We start from the raw sequence: 17,940 nt of genomic DNA, 5'->3' as shown, positions 1-17,940 counted from the left end.
GTTTGTGACCGGACAGCAATAGCCTGATGAAGGACTGACGTTCCCATGTTGACCATCGCACTGTCCAAGGGCCGCATCCTTGACGACACGTTGCCGCTTCTGGCTGAAGCGGGCATCGTGCCGACCGAGAATCCGGACAAGAGCCGCAAGCTGATCATCCCCACGACCCAGGACGATGTTCGCCTGCTGATCGTGCGGGCTACCGACGTGCCGACCTACGTTGAACATGGTGCCGCCGACCTCGGTGTCGCGGGTAAGGATGTGCTGATGGAATACGGTGGCCAGGGCTTATATGAGCCACTGGACCTGCGTATCGCGCTGTGCAAGTTGATGACCGCTGGCCGTGTCGGTGATGTCGAGCCCAAGGGCCGTCTGCGAGTGGCGACCAAGTTCGTCAACGTCGCCAAGCGCTACTACGCCGAACAGGGCCGCCAGGTCGATATCATCAAGCTCTACGGCTCGATGGAGCTGGCACCGCTGATCGGCCTGGCCGACAAGATCATCGACGTGGTCGACACCGGCAACACCCTGCGCGCCAACGGTTTGGAGCCACAGGATTTCATCGCCGACATCAGCTCTCGCCTGATCGTCAACAAAGCTTCGATGAAGATGCAACACGCCCGTATCCAGGCGTTGATCGACACCCTGCGCAAGGCAGTGGAGTCTCGACACCGCGGTTGACTCACCCGCGTAGCCCAAAGGCTGCGCCCGTCTATCCGCCTCATAGCCAGAATTCTCAGGTGCCCAAGCGGAAACGACTGCTAGTTTAGGGCGCCTGAGTTTTTGCCAATTCTATTGAGGCCCTCGCTATGACCACGTCCACTGCAATTGCCCGACTCAACGCTGCCGACCCGGATTTCGCCCATCATCTGGATCATCTGCTGAGCTGGGAAAGCGTGTCCGACGATTCGGTCAACCAGCGGGTGCTCGACATTATCAAGGCCGTGCGCGAGCGCGGTGATGCGGCGCTGGTGGACTTCACCCGTCAGTTCGACGGCCTGGACGTCAAGTCGATGGCGGACCTGATCCTGCCCCGCGAGCGCCTTGAGCTGGCCCTGACGCGTATCACCGCGCCCCAGCGCGAAGCCCTGGAAGTCGCAGCGGCGCGGGTACGCAGCTACCACGAAAAGCAGAAGCAGGACTCCTGGAGCTACACCGAAGCCGATGGCACCGTACTGGGCCAGAAGGTCACGCCGTTGGACCGTGCCGGCCTTTACGTGCCGGGCGGTAAAGCCTCTTATCCGTCGTCCGTGTTAATGAACGCGATTCCGGCCAAAGTGGCGGGCGTCACTGAAGTGGTCATGGTGGTGCCGACCCCTCGTGGTGAAATCAACGAGCTGGTGCTGGCTGCCGCCTGCATCGCGGGTGTCGACCGCGTGTTCACCATCGGTGGCGCCCAGGCCGTCGCGGCCTTGGCCTATGGCACCGAAAGCGTGCCGAAGGTCGACAAGGTTGTTGGCCCAGGCAACATCTACGTCGCCACCGCCAAGCGCCATGTGTTCGGCCAGGTCGGCATCGACATGATCGCCGGCCCTTCGGAAATTCTGGTGGTGTGTGACGGCCAGACCGATCCGGACTGGATCGCCATGGACCTGTTCTCCCAGGCTGAGCACGACGAAGATGCCCAGGCGATCCTGGTCAGCCCCGATGCCGAGTTCCTCGACAAGGTCGCCGCCAGCATCAATAAGCTGCTGCCGACCATGGAGCGTGCCGAAATCATCGAGAAGTCGATCAATGGCCGCGGCGCACTGATTCTGGTGCGTGATATGGAGCAAGCCATCGAAGTGGCCAACCGCATCGCGCCGGAACACCTGGAGCTGTCCGTAGCGGACCCGCAAGCCTGGTTGCCGTCGATTCGTCACGCCGGTGCGATCTTCATGGGGCGTCACACCAGCGAAGCCCTGGGCGACTACTGCGCCGGGCCTAACCACGTGTTGCCGACCTCCGGCACTGCGCGTTTTTCATCGCCGCTGGGGGTGTACGACTTCCAGAAGCGTTCGTCGATTATCTTCTGCTCGCCACAAGGTGCTTCCGAGCTGGGCAAGACTGCCTCGGTGCTGGCCCGTGGTGAATCCCTCAGCGCTCACGCACGCAGCGCTGAATACCGCATCGTCAAGGGAGAGTAAGGCATGAGCAAATTCTGGAGCCCTTTCGTCAAGGACCTTGTGCCTTACGTACCCGGTGAGCAACCGAAGCTGACCAAGCTGGTCAAGCTCAACACCAACGAAAACCCATACGGCCCATCGCCCAAGGCATTGGCAGCGATGCAGGCCGAGTTGAACGACAACTTGCGCCTGTACCCGGACCCCAACAGCGACCTGCTTAAACAGGCAGTGGCCAGGTATTACGGAATCGACGCCGGGAAGGTATTCCTGGGCAACGGTTCCGATGAAGTCCTGGCGCACATCTTTCATGGCCTGTTCCAGCACGATCTGCCACTGCTGTTCCCGGATATCAGCTACAGCTTTTACCCCGTCTATTGCGGCCTCTACGGCATCAAGTACGACGCGCTGGCGTTGGACGAGCAGTTCCAGATTCGCGCATCTGACTATGCCAGGCCCAACGGCGGGATCATCTTCCCCAACCCTAACGCACCCACCGGCTGCGTACTGGCGCTGGATGCGGTGGAGCAGATCCTCAAGGCCAGCCCGGATTCGGTGGTGGTGGTCGACGAAGCCTACATCGACTTCGGTGGCGAAACCGCCATCAGCCTGGTGGACCGTTACCCGAACCTGCTGGTGACCCAGACCCTGTCCAAATCGCGCTCACTGGCCGGTTTGCGTGTGGGCCTGGCCGTGGGTCATCCGGACCTGATCGAGGCGCTGGAGCGGGTCAAGAACAGCTTCAACTCCTACCCGCTGGATCGCCTGGCGATTGTTGGCGCGGCGGCGGCGTTCGAAGACCGTGAATACTTCGAGCAGACCTGCCAGATGGTGATCGACAGCCGCAACAAGGTGGTCGCGCAACTGGAAGGCAAAGGGTTTGAAGTGTTGCCCTCGGCGGCGAACTTCATCTTTGCGCGCCACCCACGGCATGACGCTGCTGGATTGGCAGCCAAGTTGCGTGAGCAGGGGGTTATCGTGCGGCACTTCAAGCAGGAGCGGATTGCCCAGTTCCTGCGGATCAGTATCGGTACGCCTGAGCAGAACCAGGCGCTGATTGATGGGCTCGGCGAGCTCTAAGCCACACTGAAAATCAAAAAAATGTGGGAGGGGGCTTGCTCCCGATAGCGGAGTGTCAGTCAACAGTTGTATTGACTGAGACACTGCCATCGGGAGCAAGCCCCCTCCCACATTGGTTTTGTGTCGATGGTTAGATCAGCGGCTCATCCGGCTTCTTGTTCTTCCAGCCATCATTGCCCGGCAGCAACAGGTTCAAACCAATCGCCACCACGGCACACAGGGCGATGCCCTTGAGGCCGAAATCGTCCGGGCCGGTGCCGGTGCCGACCAGCACACCGCCAATCCCGAATACCAGGGTTACCGACACAATCACCAGGTTGCGTGCTTCACCCAGGTCGATCCTGTGGCGAATCAGCGTGTTCATCCCCACCGCGGCAATCGAGCCGAACAGCAGGCACAGAATCCCGCCCATCACTGGCACGGGGATGCTCTGCAGCAGTGCGCCGAACTTTCCGATAAACGCCAGGCTGATGGCAAACACTGCCGCCCAGGTCATGATTTTCGGGTTGTAGTTCTTGGTCAGCATCACTGCGCCGGTCACCTCGGCGTAGGTGGTGTTCGGCGGGCCGCCAAACATGCCGGCAGCCGTAGTGGCGATACCGTCACCCAGCAAGGTGCGGTGCAGGCCGGGCTTTTTCAGGTAGTCGCGACCGGTCACGCTGCCCACCGCAATCACACCGCCGATATGTTCGATCGCCGGGGCCAGGGCCACCGGGACGATAAACAGGATCGCCTGCCAGTTGAACTCCGGCGCGGTAAAGTGGGGCAGGGCGAACCACGGCGCAGCCGCGATCTTTGCGGTGTCGACCACGCCAAAATAGAACGACATGGCAAAGCCCACCAGCACGCCGGAGATGATCGGCACCAGGCGGAAAATACCTTTGCCGAACACGGCCACGATCAAGGTGGTCAGCAGCGCGGGCATCGAGATCAGCATCGCCGTCTGGTAATGGATCAACTCGGCTCCGTCGCCGGACTTGCCCATGGCCATATTGGCGGCAATCGGCGCCATGGCCAGGCCGATCGAGATGATCACCGGGCCGATGACCACCGGTGGCAGCAGCCGATCGATAAAGCCGGTGCCCTTGACCTTCACGGCCAGGCCCAGGAACGTATAGACGAAACCGGCCGCCATCACCCCGCCCATGGTCGCCGCCAGGCCGAATTGGCCTTTGGCGAGGATGATCGGGGTGATAAACGCGAAGCTCGATGCCAAAAATACCGGCACCTGCCGCCCTGTCACCACCTGGAACAGCAATGTGCCCAGGCCGGCGGTGAACAGTGCGACGTTTGGATCAAGACCTGTGATCAGCGGCATCAACACCAGCGCGCCAAATGCTACGAAGAGCATCTGTGCGCCAGACAGGATCTGGCGCCAAAGCGGGTCGTTGAATTCATCCTGCATGTTCACGCGTCCTTCTGCTTGGTGCCGAAGATCTTGTCACCGGCATCGCCAAGGCCTGGGATGATGTAGCCGTGTTCATTCAGGCGCTCATCAATGGATGCGGTGTAGATCTGCACATCCGGATGGGCTTTCTCGACGGCGGCGATGCCTTCGGGCGCGGCCACCAGCACCATGGCACGGATGTCCCGGCAGCCGGCTTTTTTCAGCAGGTCGATGGTCGCGACCATGGAGCTACCGGTGGCGAGCATCGGGTCGATGATCATGGCCAGGCGCTCGTTGATTTCCGGAACGAGCTTCTCCAGGTAGGTGTGGGCCTGCAGTGTTTCTTCATTGCGGGCAACGCCCACGGCGCTGACCTTGGCGCCCGGGATCAGGCTGAGTACACCTTCGAGCATGCCGATACCGGCGCGCAGGATAGGGACGACGGTAATTTTCTTACCGGCGATTTTTTCCACTTGTACGGGACCGGCCCAACCGGGGATCTCGTAGGTTTCCAGGGGTAAATCCTTGGTGGCTTCGTAAGTCAGCAGCGCTCCGACTTCCTGAGCAAGCTCACGGAAATTCTTCGTGCTAATGTCGGCACGGCGCATAAGGCCGAGTTTGTGTCGGATCAGCGGGTGGCGGATCTCGCGAGTGGGCATGGGAAAGGCTCCGGCGGCGGGCAAAAAAACCGGCCTAGATTAATCTATCCGAGAGTGTTGTCCTATAGACATCAAGTACGTTAGTCCATAAAGGCTTGATTGGAGCGCACGAGAAGCGTACCTTCGCCCGCTTTTCTTGCCACAGCACCCCCTTGGAGAGCGCCATGTCTGCTGATCTCGAGCATATCCGTCAAATCATGCACGAGGCTGACTGCCTGTACACCGAAGCGCAGGTCGAAGCAGCAATCGCCAAGGTCGGCGAGCACATCACCCGCGAAATGGCCGACACCAACCCGGTGGTCTTTTGTGTGATGAACGGTGGCCTGATCTTCGCCGGTAAATTGCTCACCCACCTGCAATTCCCACTGGAAGCCTCTTACCTGCACGCCACCCGTTATCGCAACGAAACCAGCGGCGGCGATCTGTTCTGGAAGGCCAAGCCGGAAGTTTCGTTCATTGACCGCGATGTGCTGATCATCGATGACATCCTCGATGAAGGTCATACCCTGGGCGCGATCATCGATTTCTGCAAACATGCCGGCGCGCGCAAAGTGCATACCGCTGTGTTGATCGATAAAGACCACGACCGCAAGGCCCGCCCTGAATTGAAAGCCGATTTTGTTGGGCTGCCTTGCGTCGACCGCTATATCTTCGGGTATGGCATGGACTACAAAGGCTACTGGCGTAACGCCAATGGCATCTTTGCCGTTAAAGGAATGTAATCGATGGCCCGCTTTCTTGATCAGACCCTGTTTGCCGAATTGGCCGAGAAAGCGGCCGCCAGCCCCCGTGGCCGATATCACCATAATTTCCATCAGATGGAAGAACCTTGCCATCGCTTGGCTGTGGCCCTGCAACCGAGCACATATGTACCGCCCCATCGTCACCTGAGTGCCGACAAGGCGGAGACCTTGCTGGTGCTTCAGGGGGCCCTGGGTCTGCTGATATTCACCGAAACGGGTGAAGTGATTGCCAAGCGCGTGATGCAGGCGGGTGGTAAGTGCGCCGGTGTCGACTTGCCGCCGGGCGTATTCCATGGCCTGGTGGTGCTGGAGCCTGACACTGTGATGTTCGAATGCAAGGCCGGGCCTTATCGACCGGTGGGTGAGGGGGAGCTGGCTGATTGGGCGCCGCGAGAAGGTGATGCCGGTGTGGCTGACTACCAACGCTGGATGCTTGCCCAGTTCGATTGAGCCCCTCCCACATCCTGCGTCGCGCAGGTAGACTTCAAACCCCGTGTAAATGTCTGCAGGCTGGAGTCGGTAATGCGTAAAGATAAGAAACAGGTGATTGGCGACGAGATCGGTGACGACCAAATCAAGTTGTTCCTGGACTTCGAGCCGGTTGATGCGACTTCGCCGTCCCTGCACAAACTGATCAAGGCCTATCGCGGCCTGCGTATCGACGACTTCGAGCGTTTCCTGGGCTTTTTCCAAGAAGCAGGCCTGGACCTGGATGGCCAGGACGAGCATGGCCAGACCTTCGTTGACCTGATCAAGGACCAGCGCAACGCCGCCGAGTACATCGAGCTGATCGAAAAAGCCCGCGGCTGATTATCCGAGCCACAAAAAAACGCCCCGAGGGGCGTTTTTTTTTGCATTCAAACCTTAAGCGTAGCTTTGGGCTTCGTTGCTTGGCTCCACCAGCTCAAGGCTGATGTTGTTCTGCGTGTTGATCTTGCGATACAGCTCGGCATCCGTCTCCAGGACCTTTTCCCGCGCCGGGAAGATCTCGTGCAGCTTGCTCGCCCATTCACCGGCAGCCTTCTGCGGGAAGCAGCGTTCAATCAGCTCCAGCATGATCGATACGGTCACCGAGGCACCCGGAGATGCGCCCAGCAGCGCCGCGAGCGAACCGTCCTTGGCCGCCACCAGCTCGGTGCCGAATTGCAGCACGCCGCCTTTCTTCGGGTCTTTCTTGATGATCTGCACCCGCTGGCCGGCCACTTCCAGGCGCCAGTCTTCGGCTTTCGCCTCGGGGTAGAAGCGACGCAGGGATTCCAGGCGCTGCTCCATGGATTGGCGCACTTCGCTGACCAGGTACTTGGTCAGGTCCATGTTGTCACGGGCCACGGCCAGCATCGGGCCAATATTGCCGGCGCGAATCGACATCGGCAGGTCAAGGAACGAGCCGTGCTTGAGGAACTTGGTGGTAAAGCCTGCGTATGGCCCGAACAACAGGGACTTCTTGCCATCCACCACGCGGGTGTCCAAGTGCGGCACGGACATGGGCGGTGAACCCACGGCAGCCTGGCTGTAGACCTTGGCCTGGTGCTGTTTGACCACTTCCGGGTTGTCGCAACGCAGCCACTGGCCACTGACCGGGAAACCGCCGAAGCCTTTGCTTTCTTCGATGCCCGAGGCTTGCAGCAGCGGCAGGGCCGCACCACCGGCGCCGAGGAACACGAACTTGGCGTCCACTTCGCGGCTGTTGCCGCTGTTGACGTCCTTGATGCTCACGGTCCAGCCGGCGCCGTTACGCTTGAGGCCGGTGACGCGCTTGCAGTATTTGACCTGTGCATCAGGCGAACTGGTCAGGTGGCTGAGCAACTGATTGGTCAGGGCGCCGAAGTTGACGTCGGTGCCGTTCATCACGCGGGTCGCGGCGATTTTTTCGTCAAGCGGGCGGCCCGGCATCATCAGCGGCATCCACTCGGCCATTTCGCTGCGGTCTTCGGTGTAGTGCATGTCCGAAAACGCGTGATGCTGGCTGAGGGTCTCAAAGCGTTTCTTGAGGAAGGACACGCCTTTGTCGCCCTGCACGAAGCTCAGGTGCGGGACCGGGCTGATGAACGACTTGGACGAGCCGAAGGTGCCCTTCTTGGTCAGGTACGCCCAGAACTGTTTCGACACCTCGAACTGGGTGTTGATGTGCACGGCTTTCTTGATGTCGATGGAGCCATCGGCGGCCTGTGGCGTGTAGTTCAGCTCACACAGCCCGGCGTGGCCGGTACCGGCGTTGTTCCACGGGTTGGAACTCTCCGCGGCACCCGAATCCATCAGCTCAACGACTTCCAGCTTGAGGCCGGGGTCGAGCTCCTTGAGCAGTACGGCCAGGGTGGCACTCATGATGCCGGCCCCTACCAGAACTACGTCGACTGCTTCGTTATGCGCCATTTAACGCGTCTCCAAAATCTGCAGCACCAAATTGACGGCATGGCTGCCAGGAGTGACGGGGCGGTTCACGTGTTGCCCCAGGTTACCCATGGCCAGGATCGCCATGTCCGTTTCGCAATTCTTTGCAACTTCAGCACACGCTTCCTGCCGGGCTAATCTGCCTATGAACGCATTCATGGGCGCCTGTGGCAATTCGACTTATGGTCAAAGCGTGCGATTCGTGCAACCAATCCGTAGCGGACAGGCTCAAGCTCCGGTTTTTGAGGAAGGCTCGATCCTGTGTAATTGGGCTGCCCCAGACGCTGATGGTGCTTGTACAAACGCCAAACTATTCATTTGCTCGCCACACTCTTGTGAAGTTGTGAAAACCCGTTTTTTCACGCTCTTTTGAAGACGTGAACCTCAAAAAAGGGCTGCCCCAGCCTGGCACCTGGCCCGTAAACCTCTGCCGACATGCGGCAAAACGGGCAAACAACACAAGTGGCCGAGCGCAATGGCAGCTCTGGCAGATCCGATAAAGGCGGGGTGGTTTGCAAAGGAAACAGCAAGCACGCCAGCTTCACTTGATCTGTGTGGGCGGCTCTCTGTGGGCGATTTTGGGGCTAATGCCTGGGCATTAACGATGCTGCGGGGCCCGATCAGGAGACGTCCTTATAATCGGGGGGAGATTGTAGCGAAGAACGCCAGGGAAATGGGCGTGTTTTATGACTTTTATTCGGGTCCCGGTCAGGAGGCCAACGCTTGCCGGTGTTGTGCGCGAAAAACCTGCGGCTTGACCCGGGCGCTGGCCGGCAGAGGGCGGTGCATCCAGCCCAGATGAGTCTCGGTCACTTCCACCCAACCTTCACCGACGGGCGGCAGGCTGCATTGTTTGAATGCCTGGCAATGGCCCTGGGCGTCGAGCAGGGCGAAGTGGCGGTGACGGGCGTGTGACATGAACAGTGTCTTGAGAAGGCGCATGGCTGTGTACCTGGTGTGTTACATGCTTGAAGATTGCCAGTGTGGCATGACACTGCGGTGACCAATTTATGCGAATTTGTAATTTACCCATGGCTTCAGCCACCGTTCAGGATTGCTGGTGAGTGGCGTGCGTGCACCGTTATACTGGCGACCTGTCTGCACCTAGTCCTGGAGAAATGAGTATGTTGCAACGCCTGTTGTTCGGTTTGATCACTGTGACCAGTTTGACCCTGGTTGGCTGCGCCAACAGCCCGCAACAACTCAGCCCGCAACCTAAAGTCACCGCGCCGTTGGCTGCGGTAGGTCATGGCCAGCCGGTGTCGGTACGTGTGGTCGACGGTCGTCCGTCGCCAACCCTGGGCTCGCGTGGCGGCCTGTATCCGGAGACTGCGCTGATTTCGGTGACCGGCCAGGATGTGCTGCCCAAGCTGCAGGCCCAGGCTGAAGCCGCTGTGCGCTTGCTGGGCTTTACACCGACCAACTCGCCAGGTGTGCCGCAACTGACCGTGACCCTGGCCGAGCTGAAGTACCAGTCGCCCAAAGAGGGGCTGTATGTGACCGAAGCCTCCATCGGTGCGACCTTCAAGTCTGATGTCAGCGCCGGTACCCGTCGCTACAGTGGCCGCTACGCCGCATCGCTGAACCAGCGCTTCGGCATGTCGCCCAACCAGGAAACCAACACCAAGCTGGTCAGCGATGTGCTCAGCGATGCCCTGACCCGCCTGTTCAAGGACCCAAGCATCGGCCAGTTGCTCAGTTCGCAATAAACCGTGCCCAAAAAACCGGGCTCAGTGATGAGCCCGGTTTTTTTATGCCCGTGGTTTGGTCATGCCGCCGTATCGACATAGAAGTCCAGCACACTCACGCCGGTGAGCAAATCCAGTTCCGGCAAGTCCGCATGTTGGTGGCCGCCGAGGGCGCAATACACCAGCCAGTGGCGATCCTGGACGTTGAACGCAAGGCTGCCGACCAGCGCCTCTTGCTCATCGTTTGGGGCGATCAGATACAGCCGATCCTGGTTTTGCGCGTGCAACATGACTAGCTCCTCAAGCATCGAAGGGCAACAGAGTGACTTGTTAAGGTGACGTTCAGGTGACGCTGTAAATTACTGGATACATTAGCCGTCAACGGAGAAGGAGCATTAAAGGCGCAGGAGGCGACTATCGTTCAGGTTGGTATCTGGACTGATATCCGAATACTGATTCGCCGAGGTTTGCGATGGCGCTGCTCATCAATGCTGTTGCCCTGTTGGTTGCCTGCTCGGGCGCCTTGGTGCTGTTCATCACCCGCCTGCACGCGCAACGTGCGATGGCCGAACTCGCCATGCGTAGCGAAGAGCGCGCGATTGATCAGCCGATGCTTTTTCTGGAAACGCACACTGAACGGGCGCATCGTCAGGCTTACCGTGTGGGGTTCGGCTGCCTTAGCCTGGCTCTGGCCGCCTCCTGGCTCAGCACCCATTTCTAATTCCACTGCAAAACCAAATGTGGGAGCGGGCTTGCCCGCGAAGGCGGTGTATCAGCCACTGAATCTTTAACTGAACCACCGCTATCGCAGGCGAGCCAGCTCCCACACTGGCCATGTACTGCCCGTAGAATCAGCGCCTGCCACATATCCCCTGTAGGGTCACATATTACAGGGGGATCCCGGCCTTGACTCGGTATTGATTGCGTACCGGCGTCGCATACTGCACCACCAGATAAGGCCGGTGTTCGGCCGGGCATTCGTTCAAGCGTCGCTCCCATTCTGCCTTGGCCTTGGCCAGCTCATCGGCGGGGAATACATCCGCCGCTTTAGGCACTTGCAACTGCGGATCGGCATCATCCCACTGTGCGTACGCCAGGTAATGCACCGGAAACAAGCGGTAGCCACCGAGGATCTGCCGGTCCATTTCCACTGCCAGCAGCTTGGTATCTTCGAAACGCTCGGTAATCGGCGGCGCAAAGTTCACATGTACGCGGCCCTTGTAGCCGGTGATACCCAGGGCGATGCTCACGTCGTCCTCGCCCGGTGCCTTGGTGTAGGTGCCGGTGGTGGCGCGGATATACAGCTCGCGGGCCTTGGCGGCATCGCAAGGGTCGTACTCGTAGCTGATGGATACCGGCGTCAGGTTCAACGACTGGATAACCTCGGCAAACGGCTCGTCCTTGCGGCTGACGTGGAACATCTTGAGAATCGCCGATTCGGTACGGTCATCGCCATCCTTGGCCCGGCCTTCAGCCTGGGCGATCCAGATTGACTGGCAGTCGTTGCGGATCGAATGGTTGATATAGGCCGACAGCAGGTTGTAGGCCGCCATCTTCTCCTTTCGCCCGGTGATCGAACGGTGCACGATGAAGCTCTTGTTCAGGCGCATCAGGTCGCTGACAAACGGCTTTTGCAGCAGGTTGTCACCAATGGCGATGCGTGGCGTCGGCAGGCCGGCGTGATACACGGCATAGTTGACGAAGGCCGGGTCCATCACGATGTCGCGGTGGTTGGCCAGAAACAGATAGGCGGTGCCGGATTTGAGCTGCTCGACGCCAGTGTAGGTTACGCCGTCGGTCGCCCGGTCAATCGTGTGGTCAACGTAGTATTCGACTTTGTCTTGCAGCGTCGCCACGGTGGTGACGCCGGCAAACTCACGGCGCAATTTGCGCGCGATCATCGGCTTGAGCAACCAGCCCAGGGCGCCGGCAAAGCGCGGGAAGCGAAAGTGGGTCAGGATGTCCAGAAAGGCCTTGTCACTGAACAGACGCGCCAGCACTGCCGGGACTTCGCTGTCGTTGTAAGGTCGGATGGTATCGAATTCGCCCATCATGCTCTCTTGTTAGAAACGGCTAGGGTAAGTAAAGGAAATAGCAGGGGCGGCGTGAGTAAACTGGCTCTGCCGGAAATAGCCCTGTAAATAGACCGGCGATTATACGCACAAGTCACCTTGGAGACTGCGATGCTGGAAACTGCGATGTACGATTGTCCTTATTGTGGCGAAGTGGTCGAGACAACAGTGGATTTGTCTGGCGGGGACCAGACCTATATAGAAGACTGCCAGGTGTGTTGCCGGCCGATCACGTTCAACCTGCAAGTGCATGGTGACGAGTGGATGCTCGAAACCCGCAGCGAAAATGAATGATGCGTAGCGAAAACGAATAACAGGTACGCCCATGCAGCGAATCTACGAGCCGGAAAACCTGATGGAAGGCGAGCTGTTGCAACAGATGCTGGCCAGTGAGGGCATCGAAGCGCACTTGATGGGCCGCCACTTGCTCGGTGGTACCGGCGAGTTGCCGATCTTCGGTTTGCTGGGGCTGGAGGTCGATAATGATCAGGCGGCGTACGCCCGCGAGCTGATCACGGCCTATATCGGCGCGCAACCCTTGCCCGGCGACGAACCCGACAGCTTCCCCGACGTATTGGTCTGTTAGGCTGTCGGTCGGTTTACCCCAAGAGTCGTGTTGCCCCATGTGTGGACGTTATGCCCTGTTTCGCTGGAACCCTGCCTTTGCTGCCTTGCCCGGCTTCCCCGCCGATCAGCAGGCCCAGTGGAACATTTCCCCCAATGATTCGGTGCTGATCCAGCGCCTGAGCGAAGGCCAGCTCACCCTGGCGCGTGCCCGTTGGGGGCTGACGCCGCCTTGGTTGACGGATCTTTCCCGTACTCCGGCCCATGCCCGCGCCGAAACGCTCGCCGAGCAACCGATGTTCCGCGAGGCATTCCGCCAGCGCCGCTGCCTGTTGCCAGCCAACGGTTTCTACGAATGGCGCGGTACCCAGCGCAAGCGCCCGTATTGGTTGACGCCGGGGGAGGGCTCCACCCTGTTTTTTGCTGCGATCTGGGAAGCGTATCCCGTGCAGGAGCAGGTGTGGCTGAGCACCGCCGTGGTCACCCAGGCAGCGCAAAGCCAACGTCGGCCGTTGATTCTTGATGCGGCGGGGCAAGCCGCCTGGCTCGACCCCGAGACGCCGCTGCACGTGTTGCAAGGGTTGCTGGCCGGTGAGCCCAGCGCTTTACGTGAGCGCGTGTTGGCCAATATGGTCAATGATCCCAAGCTCAATGGGCCGGAGTGTCTGACCCCGGCTTGAGCCTGCACTGTGGGATGTGTCCGAAATTCAGCGGTTAAATGTCTGATGTATCTGGCGCCAATACAAACGACCGCCTACGATACGCGCCATGTTTTCAGGGAGCGTGTTCATGAAGAAGTCATTGGCGGTAAGCGGTTTGGTTACAGCGATGTTGCTGGCGGGTTGCCAGTCGGTCAACACGACCAGCGGCGGTGCTGTTGGGGTTGAGCGCAAGCAATACATGTTCAGCATGTTGTCGAGCCAGGAAGTCGACCAGATGTACGCCCAGTCTTACCAGCAGACCCTGGGTGAAGCCAGTGGCAAAGGCGTTCTGGACAAGACCAGCGCCAACGCCAAGCGTGTGCAGGCCATCGCCAAGCGCCTGATCGCCCAGGCGCCGACCTTTCGCGCAGATGCCGCCCAGTGGAACTGGGAAGTGAACCTGATCAAAAGCGACGAGATGAACGCCAACTGCGGGCCTGGCGGCAAGATCCTGGTGTACAGCGCGCTGATCGACAACCTCAAGCTCACCGATGACGAGTTGGCTGCGGTGATGGGCCATGAAATCGCCCACGCCCTGCGTGAGCACGGTCGTGAAGCGATGTCCAAGGCGTACGGTATTGAAATGGCCAAGCAGGGCGCTGGTGCAATATTCGGTCTTGGCCAGGACAGCCTGGCACTGGCCGATACCGTGGCCAACTATGGCATGACCTTGCCCAACAGCCGCAGCAACGAAAACGAAGCCGACCTGATCGGCCTGGAGCTTTCGGCGCGTGCCGGCTACAACCCGAACGCCGCGATCACCTTGTGGAACAAAATGGCCAAGGCTTCCGAAGGCGCGCCGCCGGAATTCATGAGTACTCACCCAGCTTCCGACAGCCGGATTGCTTCGTTGCAGGCAGCGATTCCGAAGGTAATGCCGCTGTACCAGCAGGCCAAGAAATCCTGAGGCTTGATGACGATCCAAATGTGGGAGGGGCGCACCGCCCCTCCCACAATAGATCGGGTTGCAGTCTTAGATCCAGCCGCTGCTTTGCATGGCTTTGTAGACCGCCACAATCGCCAGTACAAAGAACGCTGTGGCCGCCAATCGACGAATCAAGGTCAGCGGCAGTTTCTCCGCCGCGAAATTCCCCGCCAGAACCACCGGTACGTTGGCAATCAACATGCCCAGCGTGGTGCCGATAATCACCAGCCACAACTCCGGATACTGCGCTGCCAGCATCACCGTGGCGATCTGGGTCTTGTCACCGATTTCCGCAAGGAAGAACGCAATCAGCGTGGTCAGAAATGGCCCGAACTTGCGGGTGGTACTGGCTTCGTCATCATCGAGTTTGTCTGGCACCAGGGTCCAGAGTGCCGTGGCACAGAAGCTCGCCGCGAGGATCCAGTGCAGCACCGCATCCGAGAAGAAACTCCCGAACCAGGCGCCCACGGCACCGGCGGCCGCATGGTTGGCCAGGGTTGCGGCGACAATGCCGGCAATGATCGGCCAGGGTTTGCGAAAGCGGGCAGCAAGAATGAGCGCGAGTAACTGCGTCTTGTCGCCGATTTCGGCCAAGGCAACGATTGCGGTAGGAACGAGTAGTGAATCCAGCATCAGGTAGTTTCCAGGGGCGGGTCGACACGGCTATGACACGTACAGCCTTCCCGCCCCGGGTAAGGTGTGCGTGTCATAGGTCTTGTCAAACCCCGGCCCGTCTGTGCGGACTCCTGGGTCGCATACGCCATGGTCTGCTGACCAAGTATGTTGACGTATGCCGGACGAGCATGGGCTCGTGGGAGACTACTCCCCTAGGACGCTGCGGATTCTGCCTAGGCAAAATCCATTCGGCAAGCGTTCTTTTTCAAACGGCCGTCAGGGGCGCTTGGCGCGGTAGATGCGAAAACCATTGCCTTCGGCCTTGATTGCGCAGATACCCAGATGCTCTTCGATCAGCGGCTGATACTTCAGGAAGCTGTTGGCAACCAAGCGCAGTTCGCCACCTTTTGCCAGATGTTTGGCTGCTTTTCGCAGCAGGTTTTCCGTGGCGAAGTAATCGGTATGCACCCCGACATGGAACGGCGGGTTGCTCAAAATCGCGCTTAGCCCCATTGGCGCGGCATCGATTCCATCCCCGGTCAGTACCTCGGCTTCCAGGCCGTTCGCCGCCAACGTCAGCCGACTGCTGGCAGCTGCGAAGGCATCCACATCCAGCATTGTCACGGTGTTATGCGGGTAGCGACGCTTGACCGCAGCCCCCAGTACCCCGGCGCCGCAACCGAAATCGAGCAGATGCCCGCTGGGCAGCTTGTCCAGGTGCTCCAGCAGCAACTCGGTGCCGCGGTCCAGGCGGCCATGGCTGAACACTCCCGGCAAGCTCACCACCTTCAGCGGGCCTTCGGCCAGTAGTACATCGAAGACCTGTGCCAGGCTCTCCAGTTCGACCGCTTGCGGGGCGTTGGCGACGGTGACTTGCCATAGCTGGCAATGCCGCGCGTTATCCAGCTTGCGCGGCTTGCCGAAGGGGGTCATCTGCTTGGCAGCGCTTTCGATACCGCCTTTTTTCTCACCCACCAGAAACAGCTCGGCGCCAGGCAGGCGAGCGGCCACGGCGTTGAGCAGGTAGTCGGTGAGGTCCTTGGACTTGGGCAGGAAGATCACTGCGGCATCGAAGGCACGCTCGGGCACATTCACCCCGAACTGGCTGCGCTCGGGAAACCGTGCATCAAGCGCGGCCTGGTCGCCGGCGTGCCAGCACCAGCCATGGGCGTTGGGCAAGCGCCCGAGCAAGTCGTCGGCAGGCAAACCTACCAGCAGCAGGTTGCCTTGAAAAAGTTCGGCCTGGCGAAGCAGTACTTCACTGCGCGGATCCATGGTCTGCTCCTTGAAAAGGGGCGCAGTTTATCAACTGACGACGCGCAGCGGGGCACCGCTGAAAAAGCCTCGGGCGTTTTCCGTCAATTGGCCGACGATGCGTTGCCGCGCTTCGCGACTGCCCCAGGCATTGTGGGGCGTGACAATCAACCGAGGAATATCGCCGGCCAGCAGCGGGCTGCCATTGATCGGCGGCTCCACACTCAACACGTCGGTCGCCGCGCCGCCCAGATGACCACTGCGCAGCGCGTCCGCCAAGGCCTGTTCGTTGATCAAGCCACCACGGGCGGTGTTGACGATAAACGCGCCGGGCTTGAGCAGCGCCAGTTCACGGGCGCCGATAAAGTCGCGGGTGTGTTCATTGAGCGGGCAATGCAAGGTCAGCGCATCGACCTGGGCCAGCAGTTGATCCAGTGGCACGCGGTCGGAGCGGGCAGGGCGCCCGGGAATCGCGCCGAGTACCACGCGCATGCCGAAGGCTTCGGCCAGGCGCGCCACCGCGCTGCCCAGTTCGCCATGGCCGAGCAGGCCGAGGGTTTTGCCTTCCAGCTCGACAATTGGATGGTCCAGCAGACAGAACTGCCTGGCCTGCTGCCATTTGCCGGCGGCCACATCCTGTTGGTAGTCCTTCAAGCGCGTGGCGAGGTTGAGCAGCAGCATGATCGTGTGCTGGGCCACCGACGGCGTGCCGTAACCCTGGCAGTTGCTCACGGTGATGCCGTGGGCGCGGGCGGCTTCGAGGTCGATATTGTTGGTGCCGGTGGCTGAAACCAGGATCAGCTTGAGCTCGGGGCACGCCGCCAGGGTTTGCGCCGTGAGCGGGATTTTGTTGCTGATCGCGACTTGAGCGCCCTGCAAGCGTTCCACCACATTCTGTGGCGTGGTCTGCTCAAACAGCTGCAACTGGCTGAAGCAGTCGCGCAAACCGCTGAGGTCGAGGTCGCCCAAGTCCAGTGAAGGGTGGTCGAGGAAGACGGCGCGGCGATTGTTCATGATCAACTGTACCTTTTGCGACGAGGTTCGAAGGCGTAATCTTCCGAGCCTATCAGATGAAATAATCAGTTACTTAATGGAGTGAGCATGTACGTCGCCGAGTTTTTGACCGTAGCCTTGATTCACTTGTTGGCGGTGGCCAGCCCCGGCCCGGATTTCGCCGTGGTGGTCCGTGAGAGCGTGACCCACGGTCGCCGCGCCGGCACCTGGACGGCCCTGGGCGTTGGCACGGCGATTTTCGTGCATGTGGGTTACTCGTTGCTGGGGATCGGTTTGATCGTGTCCCAGTCCATCGTGTTGTTCAATGCGCTCAAATGGGCCGCAGCGGCGTACCTGCTGTATATCGGTTTCAAGGCCCTGCGTGCGCAGCCGGCCAAGCCCGCCGCCGAGGGCGAGTTGCACCGCGAAGCGGGCGAGCGCACTCCACGCGGTGCGTTTACCGCAGGCTTTGTGACCAATGGCCTGAACCCCAAGGCGACGCTGTTCTTCCTCTCGCTGTTCACCGTGGTGATCAACCCGCATACGCCACTGGCGGTACAAGCGGGTTATGGCGTGTACCTGGCGGTGGCGACTGCCTTGTGGTTTTGTCTGGTGGCCATGTTGTTCAGCCAGCAGCGTGTACGCGCCGGCTTTGCGCGCATGGGGCATTGGTTTGATCGGACCATGGGCGCGGTGTTGATCGCCATTGGGGTGAAGTTGGCGTTTACCAGCATGAAGTAATCAATTTTCTCAAGGGTACACAGCT

The 17,940-nt window shown here is 60.0% G+C and carries 22 protein-coding genes and 1 riboswitch; of the genes, 13 read left to right on the top strand and 9 right to left on the bottom strand.

The genetic code is table 11. The annotated features are described in order from the left end of the window. Positions 1-45 precede the first annotated feature (45 nt). The 3 genes from hisG to hisC all read left to right on the top strand — a co-directional run bounded on the left by hisG (position 46) and on the right by hisC (position 3,182). Positions 46-681 (top strand): ATP phosphoribosyltransferase, encoded by a 636-nt coding sequence (hisG, locus tag E4P00_RS14095; RefSeq protein WP_003188599.1) that lies wholly within the window; start codon positions 46-48, stop codon positions 679-681. A gap of 128 nt (positions 682-809) precedes the next feature. Then, the gene (gene hisD, locus E4P00_RS14090; protein WP_003188601.1) at positions 810-2,126 is read left to right on the top strand and encodes a histidinol dehydrogenase; all 1,317 of its coding nucleotides are present in this window, start codon (positions 810-812) and stop codon (positions 2,124-2,126) included. Between the two features lie 3 nt (positions 2,127-2,129). After that, a complete protein-coding gene (gene hisC / locus E4P00_RS14085) occupies positions 2,130-3,182 on the top strand; it encodes a histidinol-phosphate transaminase (protein WP_078820295.1) in 1,053 nt (350 codons plus the stop codon). A 130-nt stretch (positions 3,183-3,312) separates the two neighbouring features. Here the strand turns inward: hisC and E4P00_RS14080 are convergent, their stop codons facing one another. Beyond that, positions 3,313-4,587 carry a uracil-xanthine permease family protein gene (locus E4P00_RS14080; RefSeq protein ID WP_005784866.1) on the bottom strand — a complete coding sequence of 425 codons (1,275 nt, stop codon included), beginning with the start codon at positions 4,585-4,587 and terminating at the stop codon, positions 3,313-3,315. A gap of 2 nt (positions 4,588-4,589) precedes the next feature. Then, complete coding sequence (upp, locus tag E4P00_RS14075; RefSeq protein ID WP_003188608.1) at positions 4,590-5,228, bottom strand: uracil phosphoribosyltransferase; 639 nt, start codon at positions 5,226-5,228, stop codon at positions 4,590-4,592. Positions 5,229-5,392: 164 nt separating this feature from the next. On the opposite strand from upp, the gene E4P00_RS14070 reads away from it, so the two are divergent. The 3 genes from E4P00_RS14070 (at position 5,393) to E4P00_RS14060 (ending at position 6,781) form a co-directional block, all read left to right on the top strand. Continuing rightward, positions 5,393-5,950, top strand: a complete 558-nt coding sequence (locus E4P00_RS14070; protein ID WP_005784869.1) for a hypoxanthine-guanine phosphoribosyltransferase — start codon at positions 5,393-5,395, stop codon at positions 5,948-5,950. Between the two features lie 3 nt (positions 5,951-5,953). Beyond that, positions 5,954-6,421, top strand: coding sequence for a WbuC family cupin fold metalloprotein (locus tag E4P00_RS14065; protein ID WP_032877765.1), 468 nt, complete (start codon positions 5,954-5,956; stop codon positions 6,419-6,421). 72 nt (positions 6,422-6,493) lie between these two features. After that, complete coding sequence (locus E4P00_RS14060) at positions 6,494-6,781, top strand: PA4642 family protein (RefSeq protein ID WP_078820296.1); 288 nt, start codon at positions 6,494-6,496, stop codon at positions 6,779-6,781. Between the two features lie 54 nt (positions 6,782-6,835). Here E4P00_RS14060 and mqo read toward each other — a convergent pair whose 3' ends face one another. Continuing rightward, complete coding sequence (gene mqo, locus E4P00_RS14055; protein WP_078820297.1) at positions 6,836-8,344, bottom strand: malate dehydrogenase (quinone); 1,509 nt, start codon at positions 8,342-8,344, stop codon at positions 6,836-6,838. A gap of 726 nt (positions 8,345-9,070) precedes the next feature. Beyond that, positions 9,071-9,304: a hypothetical protein gene (locus E4P00_RS14050; protein WP_032877761.1), complete on the bottom strand. Its 234-nt coding sequence runs from the start codon at positions 9,302-9,304 to the stop codon at positions 9,071-9,073. A 182-nt stretch (positions 9,305-9,486) separates the two neighbouring features. Here E4P00_RS14050 and E4P00_RS14045 point away from each other — a divergent pair, with 182 nt between their 5' ends. After that, a complete protein-coding gene (locus E4P00_RS14045; protein ID WP_078820298.1) occupies positions 9,487-10,071 on the top strand; it encodes a YajG family lipoprotein in 585 nt (194 codons plus the stop codon). A gap of 59 nt (positions 10,072-10,130) precedes the next feature. On the opposite strand, the gene E4P00_RS14040 is transcribed toward E4P00_RS14045, so the two are convergent. After that, a complete protein-coding gene (locus tag E4P00_RS14040; RefSeq protein WP_005784881.1) occupies positions 10,131-10,340 on the bottom strand; it encodes a hypothetical protein in 210 nt (69 codons plus the stop codon). 182 nt (positions 10,341-10,522) lie between these two features. On the opposite strand from E4P00_RS14040, the gene E4P00_RS14035 reads away from it, so the two are divergent. Then, positions 10,523-10,771 carry a hypothetical protein gene (locus E4P00_RS14035; RefSeq protein ID WP_248131802.1) on the top strand — a complete coding sequence of 83 codons (249 nt, stop codon included), beginning with the start codon at positions 10,523-10,525 and terminating at the stop codon, positions 10,769-10,771. 166 nt (positions 10,772-10,937) lie between these two features. On the opposite strand, the gene E4P00_RS14030 is transcribed toward E4P00_RS14035, so the two are convergent. Next, the gene (locus tag E4P00_RS14030) at positions 10,938-12,101 is read right to left on the bottom strand and encodes a 1-acyl-sn-glycerol-3-phosphate acyltransferase (RefSeq protein ID WP_177464492.1); all 1,164 of its coding nucleotides are present in this window, start codon (positions 12,099-12,101) and stop codon (positions 10,938-10,940) included. Between the two features lie 132 nt (positions 12,102-12,233). On the opposite strand from E4P00_RS14030, the gene E4P00_RS14025 reads away from it, so the two are divergent. From E4P00_RS14025 to E4P00_RS14010, 4 genes are all read left to right on the top strand, one after another. After that, complete coding sequence (locus E4P00_RS14025; RefSeq protein WP_032877753.1) at positions 12,234-12,416, top strand: CPXCG motif-containing cysteine-rich protein; 183 nt, start codon at positions 12,234-12,236, stop codon at positions 12,414-12,416. A gap of 31 nt (positions 12,417-12,447) precedes the next feature. Further along, entirely contained in the window at positions 12,448-12,708 is a 261-nt protein-coding gene (locus tag E4P00_RS14020) for a DUF2007 domain-containing protein (protein ID WP_032877751.1), read from the top strand. A gap of 37 nt (positions 12,709-12,745) precedes the next feature. Beyond that, positions 12,746-13,366 (top strand): SOS response-associated peptidase, encoded by a 621-nt coding sequence (locus tag E4P00_RS14015; RefSeq protein ID WP_005784892.1) that lies wholly within the window; start codon positions 12,746-12,748, stop codon positions 13,364-13,366. A gap of 109 nt (positions 13,367-13,475) precedes the next feature. Continuing rightward, on the top strand, positions 13,476-14,294 hold the full coding sequence (locus E4P00_RS14010; RefSeq protein ID WP_078820301.1) for a M48 family metallopeptidase: 819 nt from the start codon (positions 13,476-13,478) through the stop codon (positions 14,292-14,294). A 66-nt stretch (positions 14,295-14,360) separates the two neighbouring features. Here the strand turns inward: E4P00_RS14010 and E4P00_RS14005 are convergent, their stop codons facing one another. The 3 genes from E4P00_RS14005 to E4P00_RS13995 all read right to left on the bottom strand — a co-directional run bounded on the left by E4P00_RS14005 (position 14,361) and on the right by E4P00_RS13995 (position 17,198). After that, complete coding sequence (locus tag E4P00_RS14005; RefSeq protein WP_005784895.1) at positions 14,361-14,945, bottom strand: TMEM165/GDT1 family protein; 585 nt, start codon at positions 14,943-14,945, stop codon at positions 14,361-14,363. An 88-nt stretch (positions 14,946-15,033) separates the two neighbouring features. Then, positions 15,034-15,152, bottom strand: a riboswitch (yybP-ykoY riboswitch). A gap of 51 nt (positions 15,153-15,203) precedes the next feature. Beyond that, positions 15,204-16,202, bottom strand: coding sequence for a class I SAM-dependent methyltransferase (locus E4P00_RS14000; protein ID WP_248131800.1), 999 nt, complete (start codon positions 16,200-16,202; stop codon positions 15,204-15,206). Positions 16,203-16,232: 30 nt separating this feature from the next. Next, on the bottom strand, positions 16,233-17,198 hold the full coding sequence (locus tag E4P00_RS13995; RefSeq protein ID WP_078820395.1) for a 2-hydroxyacid dehydrogenase: 966 nt from the start codon (positions 17,196-17,198) through the stop codon (positions 16,233-16,235). Positions 17,199-17,282: 84 nt separating this feature from the next. Here E4P00_RS13995 and E4P00_RS13990 point away from each other — a divergent pair, with 84 nt between their 5' ends. Continuing rightward, positions 17,283-17,915 (top strand): LysE family transporter, encoded by a 633-nt coding sequence (locus tag E4P00_RS13990; protein ID WP_005784901.1) that lies wholly within the window; start codon positions 17,283-17,285, stop codon positions 17,913-17,915. The last annotated feature ends 25 nt before the right edge of the window (positions 17,916-17,940 follow it).

Origin of the sequence: Pseudomonas sp. B329 (assembly GCF_023127835.1) — a bacterium.
Taxonomy (GTDB): Bacteria; Pseudomonadota; Gammaproteobacteria; order Pseudomonadales; family Pseudomonadaceae; genus Aquipseudomonas; species Aquipseudomonas synxantha_A.
This window is presented reverse-complemented; position numbering and strand designations above follow the sequence as displayed.

What these genes read in the sequence shown, in the direction of transcription:
- hisG (WP_003188599.1), top strand. Translation starts at nt 46, where the DNA reads ATGTTGACCATCGCACTGTCCAAGGGCCGCATCCTTGACGACACGTTG.
- hisD (WP_003188601.1), top strand. Translation starts at nt 810, where the DNA reads ATGACCACGTCCACTGCAATTGCCCGACTCAACGCTGCCGACCCGGAT.
- hisC (WP_078820295.1), top strand. Translation starts at nt 2,130, where the DNA reads ATGAGCAAATTCTGGAGCCCTTTCGTCAAGGACCTTGTGCCTTACGTA.
- E4P00_RS14035 (WP_248131802.1), top strand. Translation starts at nt 10,523, where the DNA reads ATGGCGCTGCTCATCAATGCTGTTGCCCTGTTGGTTGCCTGCTCGGGC.
- E4P00_RS13990 (WP_005784901.1), top strand. Translation starts at nt 17,283, where the DNA reads ATGTACGTCGCCGAGTTTTTGACCGTAGCCTTGATTCACTTGTTGGCG.
- E4P00_RS14005 (WP_005784895.1), bottom strand. Translation starts at nt 14,945, where the DNA reads ATGCTGGATTCACTACTCGTTCCTACCGCAATCGTTGCCTTGGCCGAA.
- E4P00_RS14040 (WP_005784881.1), bottom strand. Translation starts at nt 10,340, where the DNA reads ATGTTGCACGCGCAAAACCAGGATCGGCTGTATCTGATCGCCCCAAAC.
- E4P00_RS14010 (WP_078820301.1), top strand. Translation starts at nt 13,476, where the DNA reads ATGAAGAAGTCATTGGCGGTAAGCGGTTTGGTTACAGCGATGTTGCTG.
- E4P00_RS14030 (WP_177464492.1), bottom strand. Translation starts at nt 12,101, where the DNA reads ATGGGCGAATTCGATACCATCCGACCTTACAACGACAGCGAAGTCCCG.
- E4P00_RS14065 (WP_032877765.1), top strand. Translation starts at nt 5,954, where the DNA reads ATGGCCCGCTTTCTTGATCAGACCCTGTTTGCCGAATTGGCCGAGAAA.
- E4P00_RS14060 (WP_078820296.1), top strand. Translation starts at nt 6,494, where the DNA reads ATGCGTAAAGATAAGAAACAGGTGATTGGCGACGAGATCGGTGACGAC.
- E4P00_RS14020 (WP_032877751.1), top strand. Translation starts at nt 12,448, where the DNA reads ATGCAGCGAATCTACGAGCCGGAAAACCTGATGGAAGGCGAGCTGTTG.
- E4P00_RS14015 (WP_005784892.1), top strand. Translation starts at nt 12,746, where the DNA reads ATGTGTGGACGTTATGCCCTGTTTCGCTGGAACCCTGCCTTTGCTGCC.
- E4P00_RS14070 (WP_005784869.1), top strand. Translation starts at nt 5,393, where the DNA reads ATGTCTGCTGATCTCGAGCATATCCGTCAAATCATGCACGAGGCTGAC.
- E4P00_RS14050 (WP_032877761.1), bottom strand. Translation starts at nt 9,304, where the DNA reads ATGCGCCTTCTCAAGACACTGTTCATGTCACACGCCCGTCACCGCCAC.
- upp (WP_003188608.1), bottom strand. Translation starts at nt 5,228, where the DNA reads ATGCCCACTCGCGAGATCCGCCACCCGCTGATCCGACACAAACTCGGC.
- mqo (WP_078820297.1), bottom strand. Translation starts at nt 8,344, where the DNA reads ATGGCGCATAACGAAGCAGTCGACGTAGTTCTGGTAGGGGCCGGCATC.
- E4P00_RS14045 (WP_078820298.1), top strand. Translation starts at nt 9,487, where the DNA reads ATGTTGCAACGCCTGTTGTTCGGTTTGATCACTGTGACCAGTTTGACC.
- E4P00_RS14080 (WP_005784866.1), bottom strand. Translation starts at nt 4,587, where the DNA reads ATGCAGGATGAATTCAACGACCCGCTTTGGCGCCAGATCCTGTCTGGC.
- E4P00_RS14000 (WP_248131800.1), bottom strand. Translation starts at nt 16,202, where the DNA reads ATGGATCCGCGCAGTGAAGTACTGCTTCGCCAGGCCGAACTTTTTCAA.
- E4P00_RS14025 (WP_032877753.1), top strand. Translation starts at nt 12,234, where the DNA reads ATGCTGGAAACTGCGATGTACGATTGTCCTTATTGTGGCGAAGTGGTC.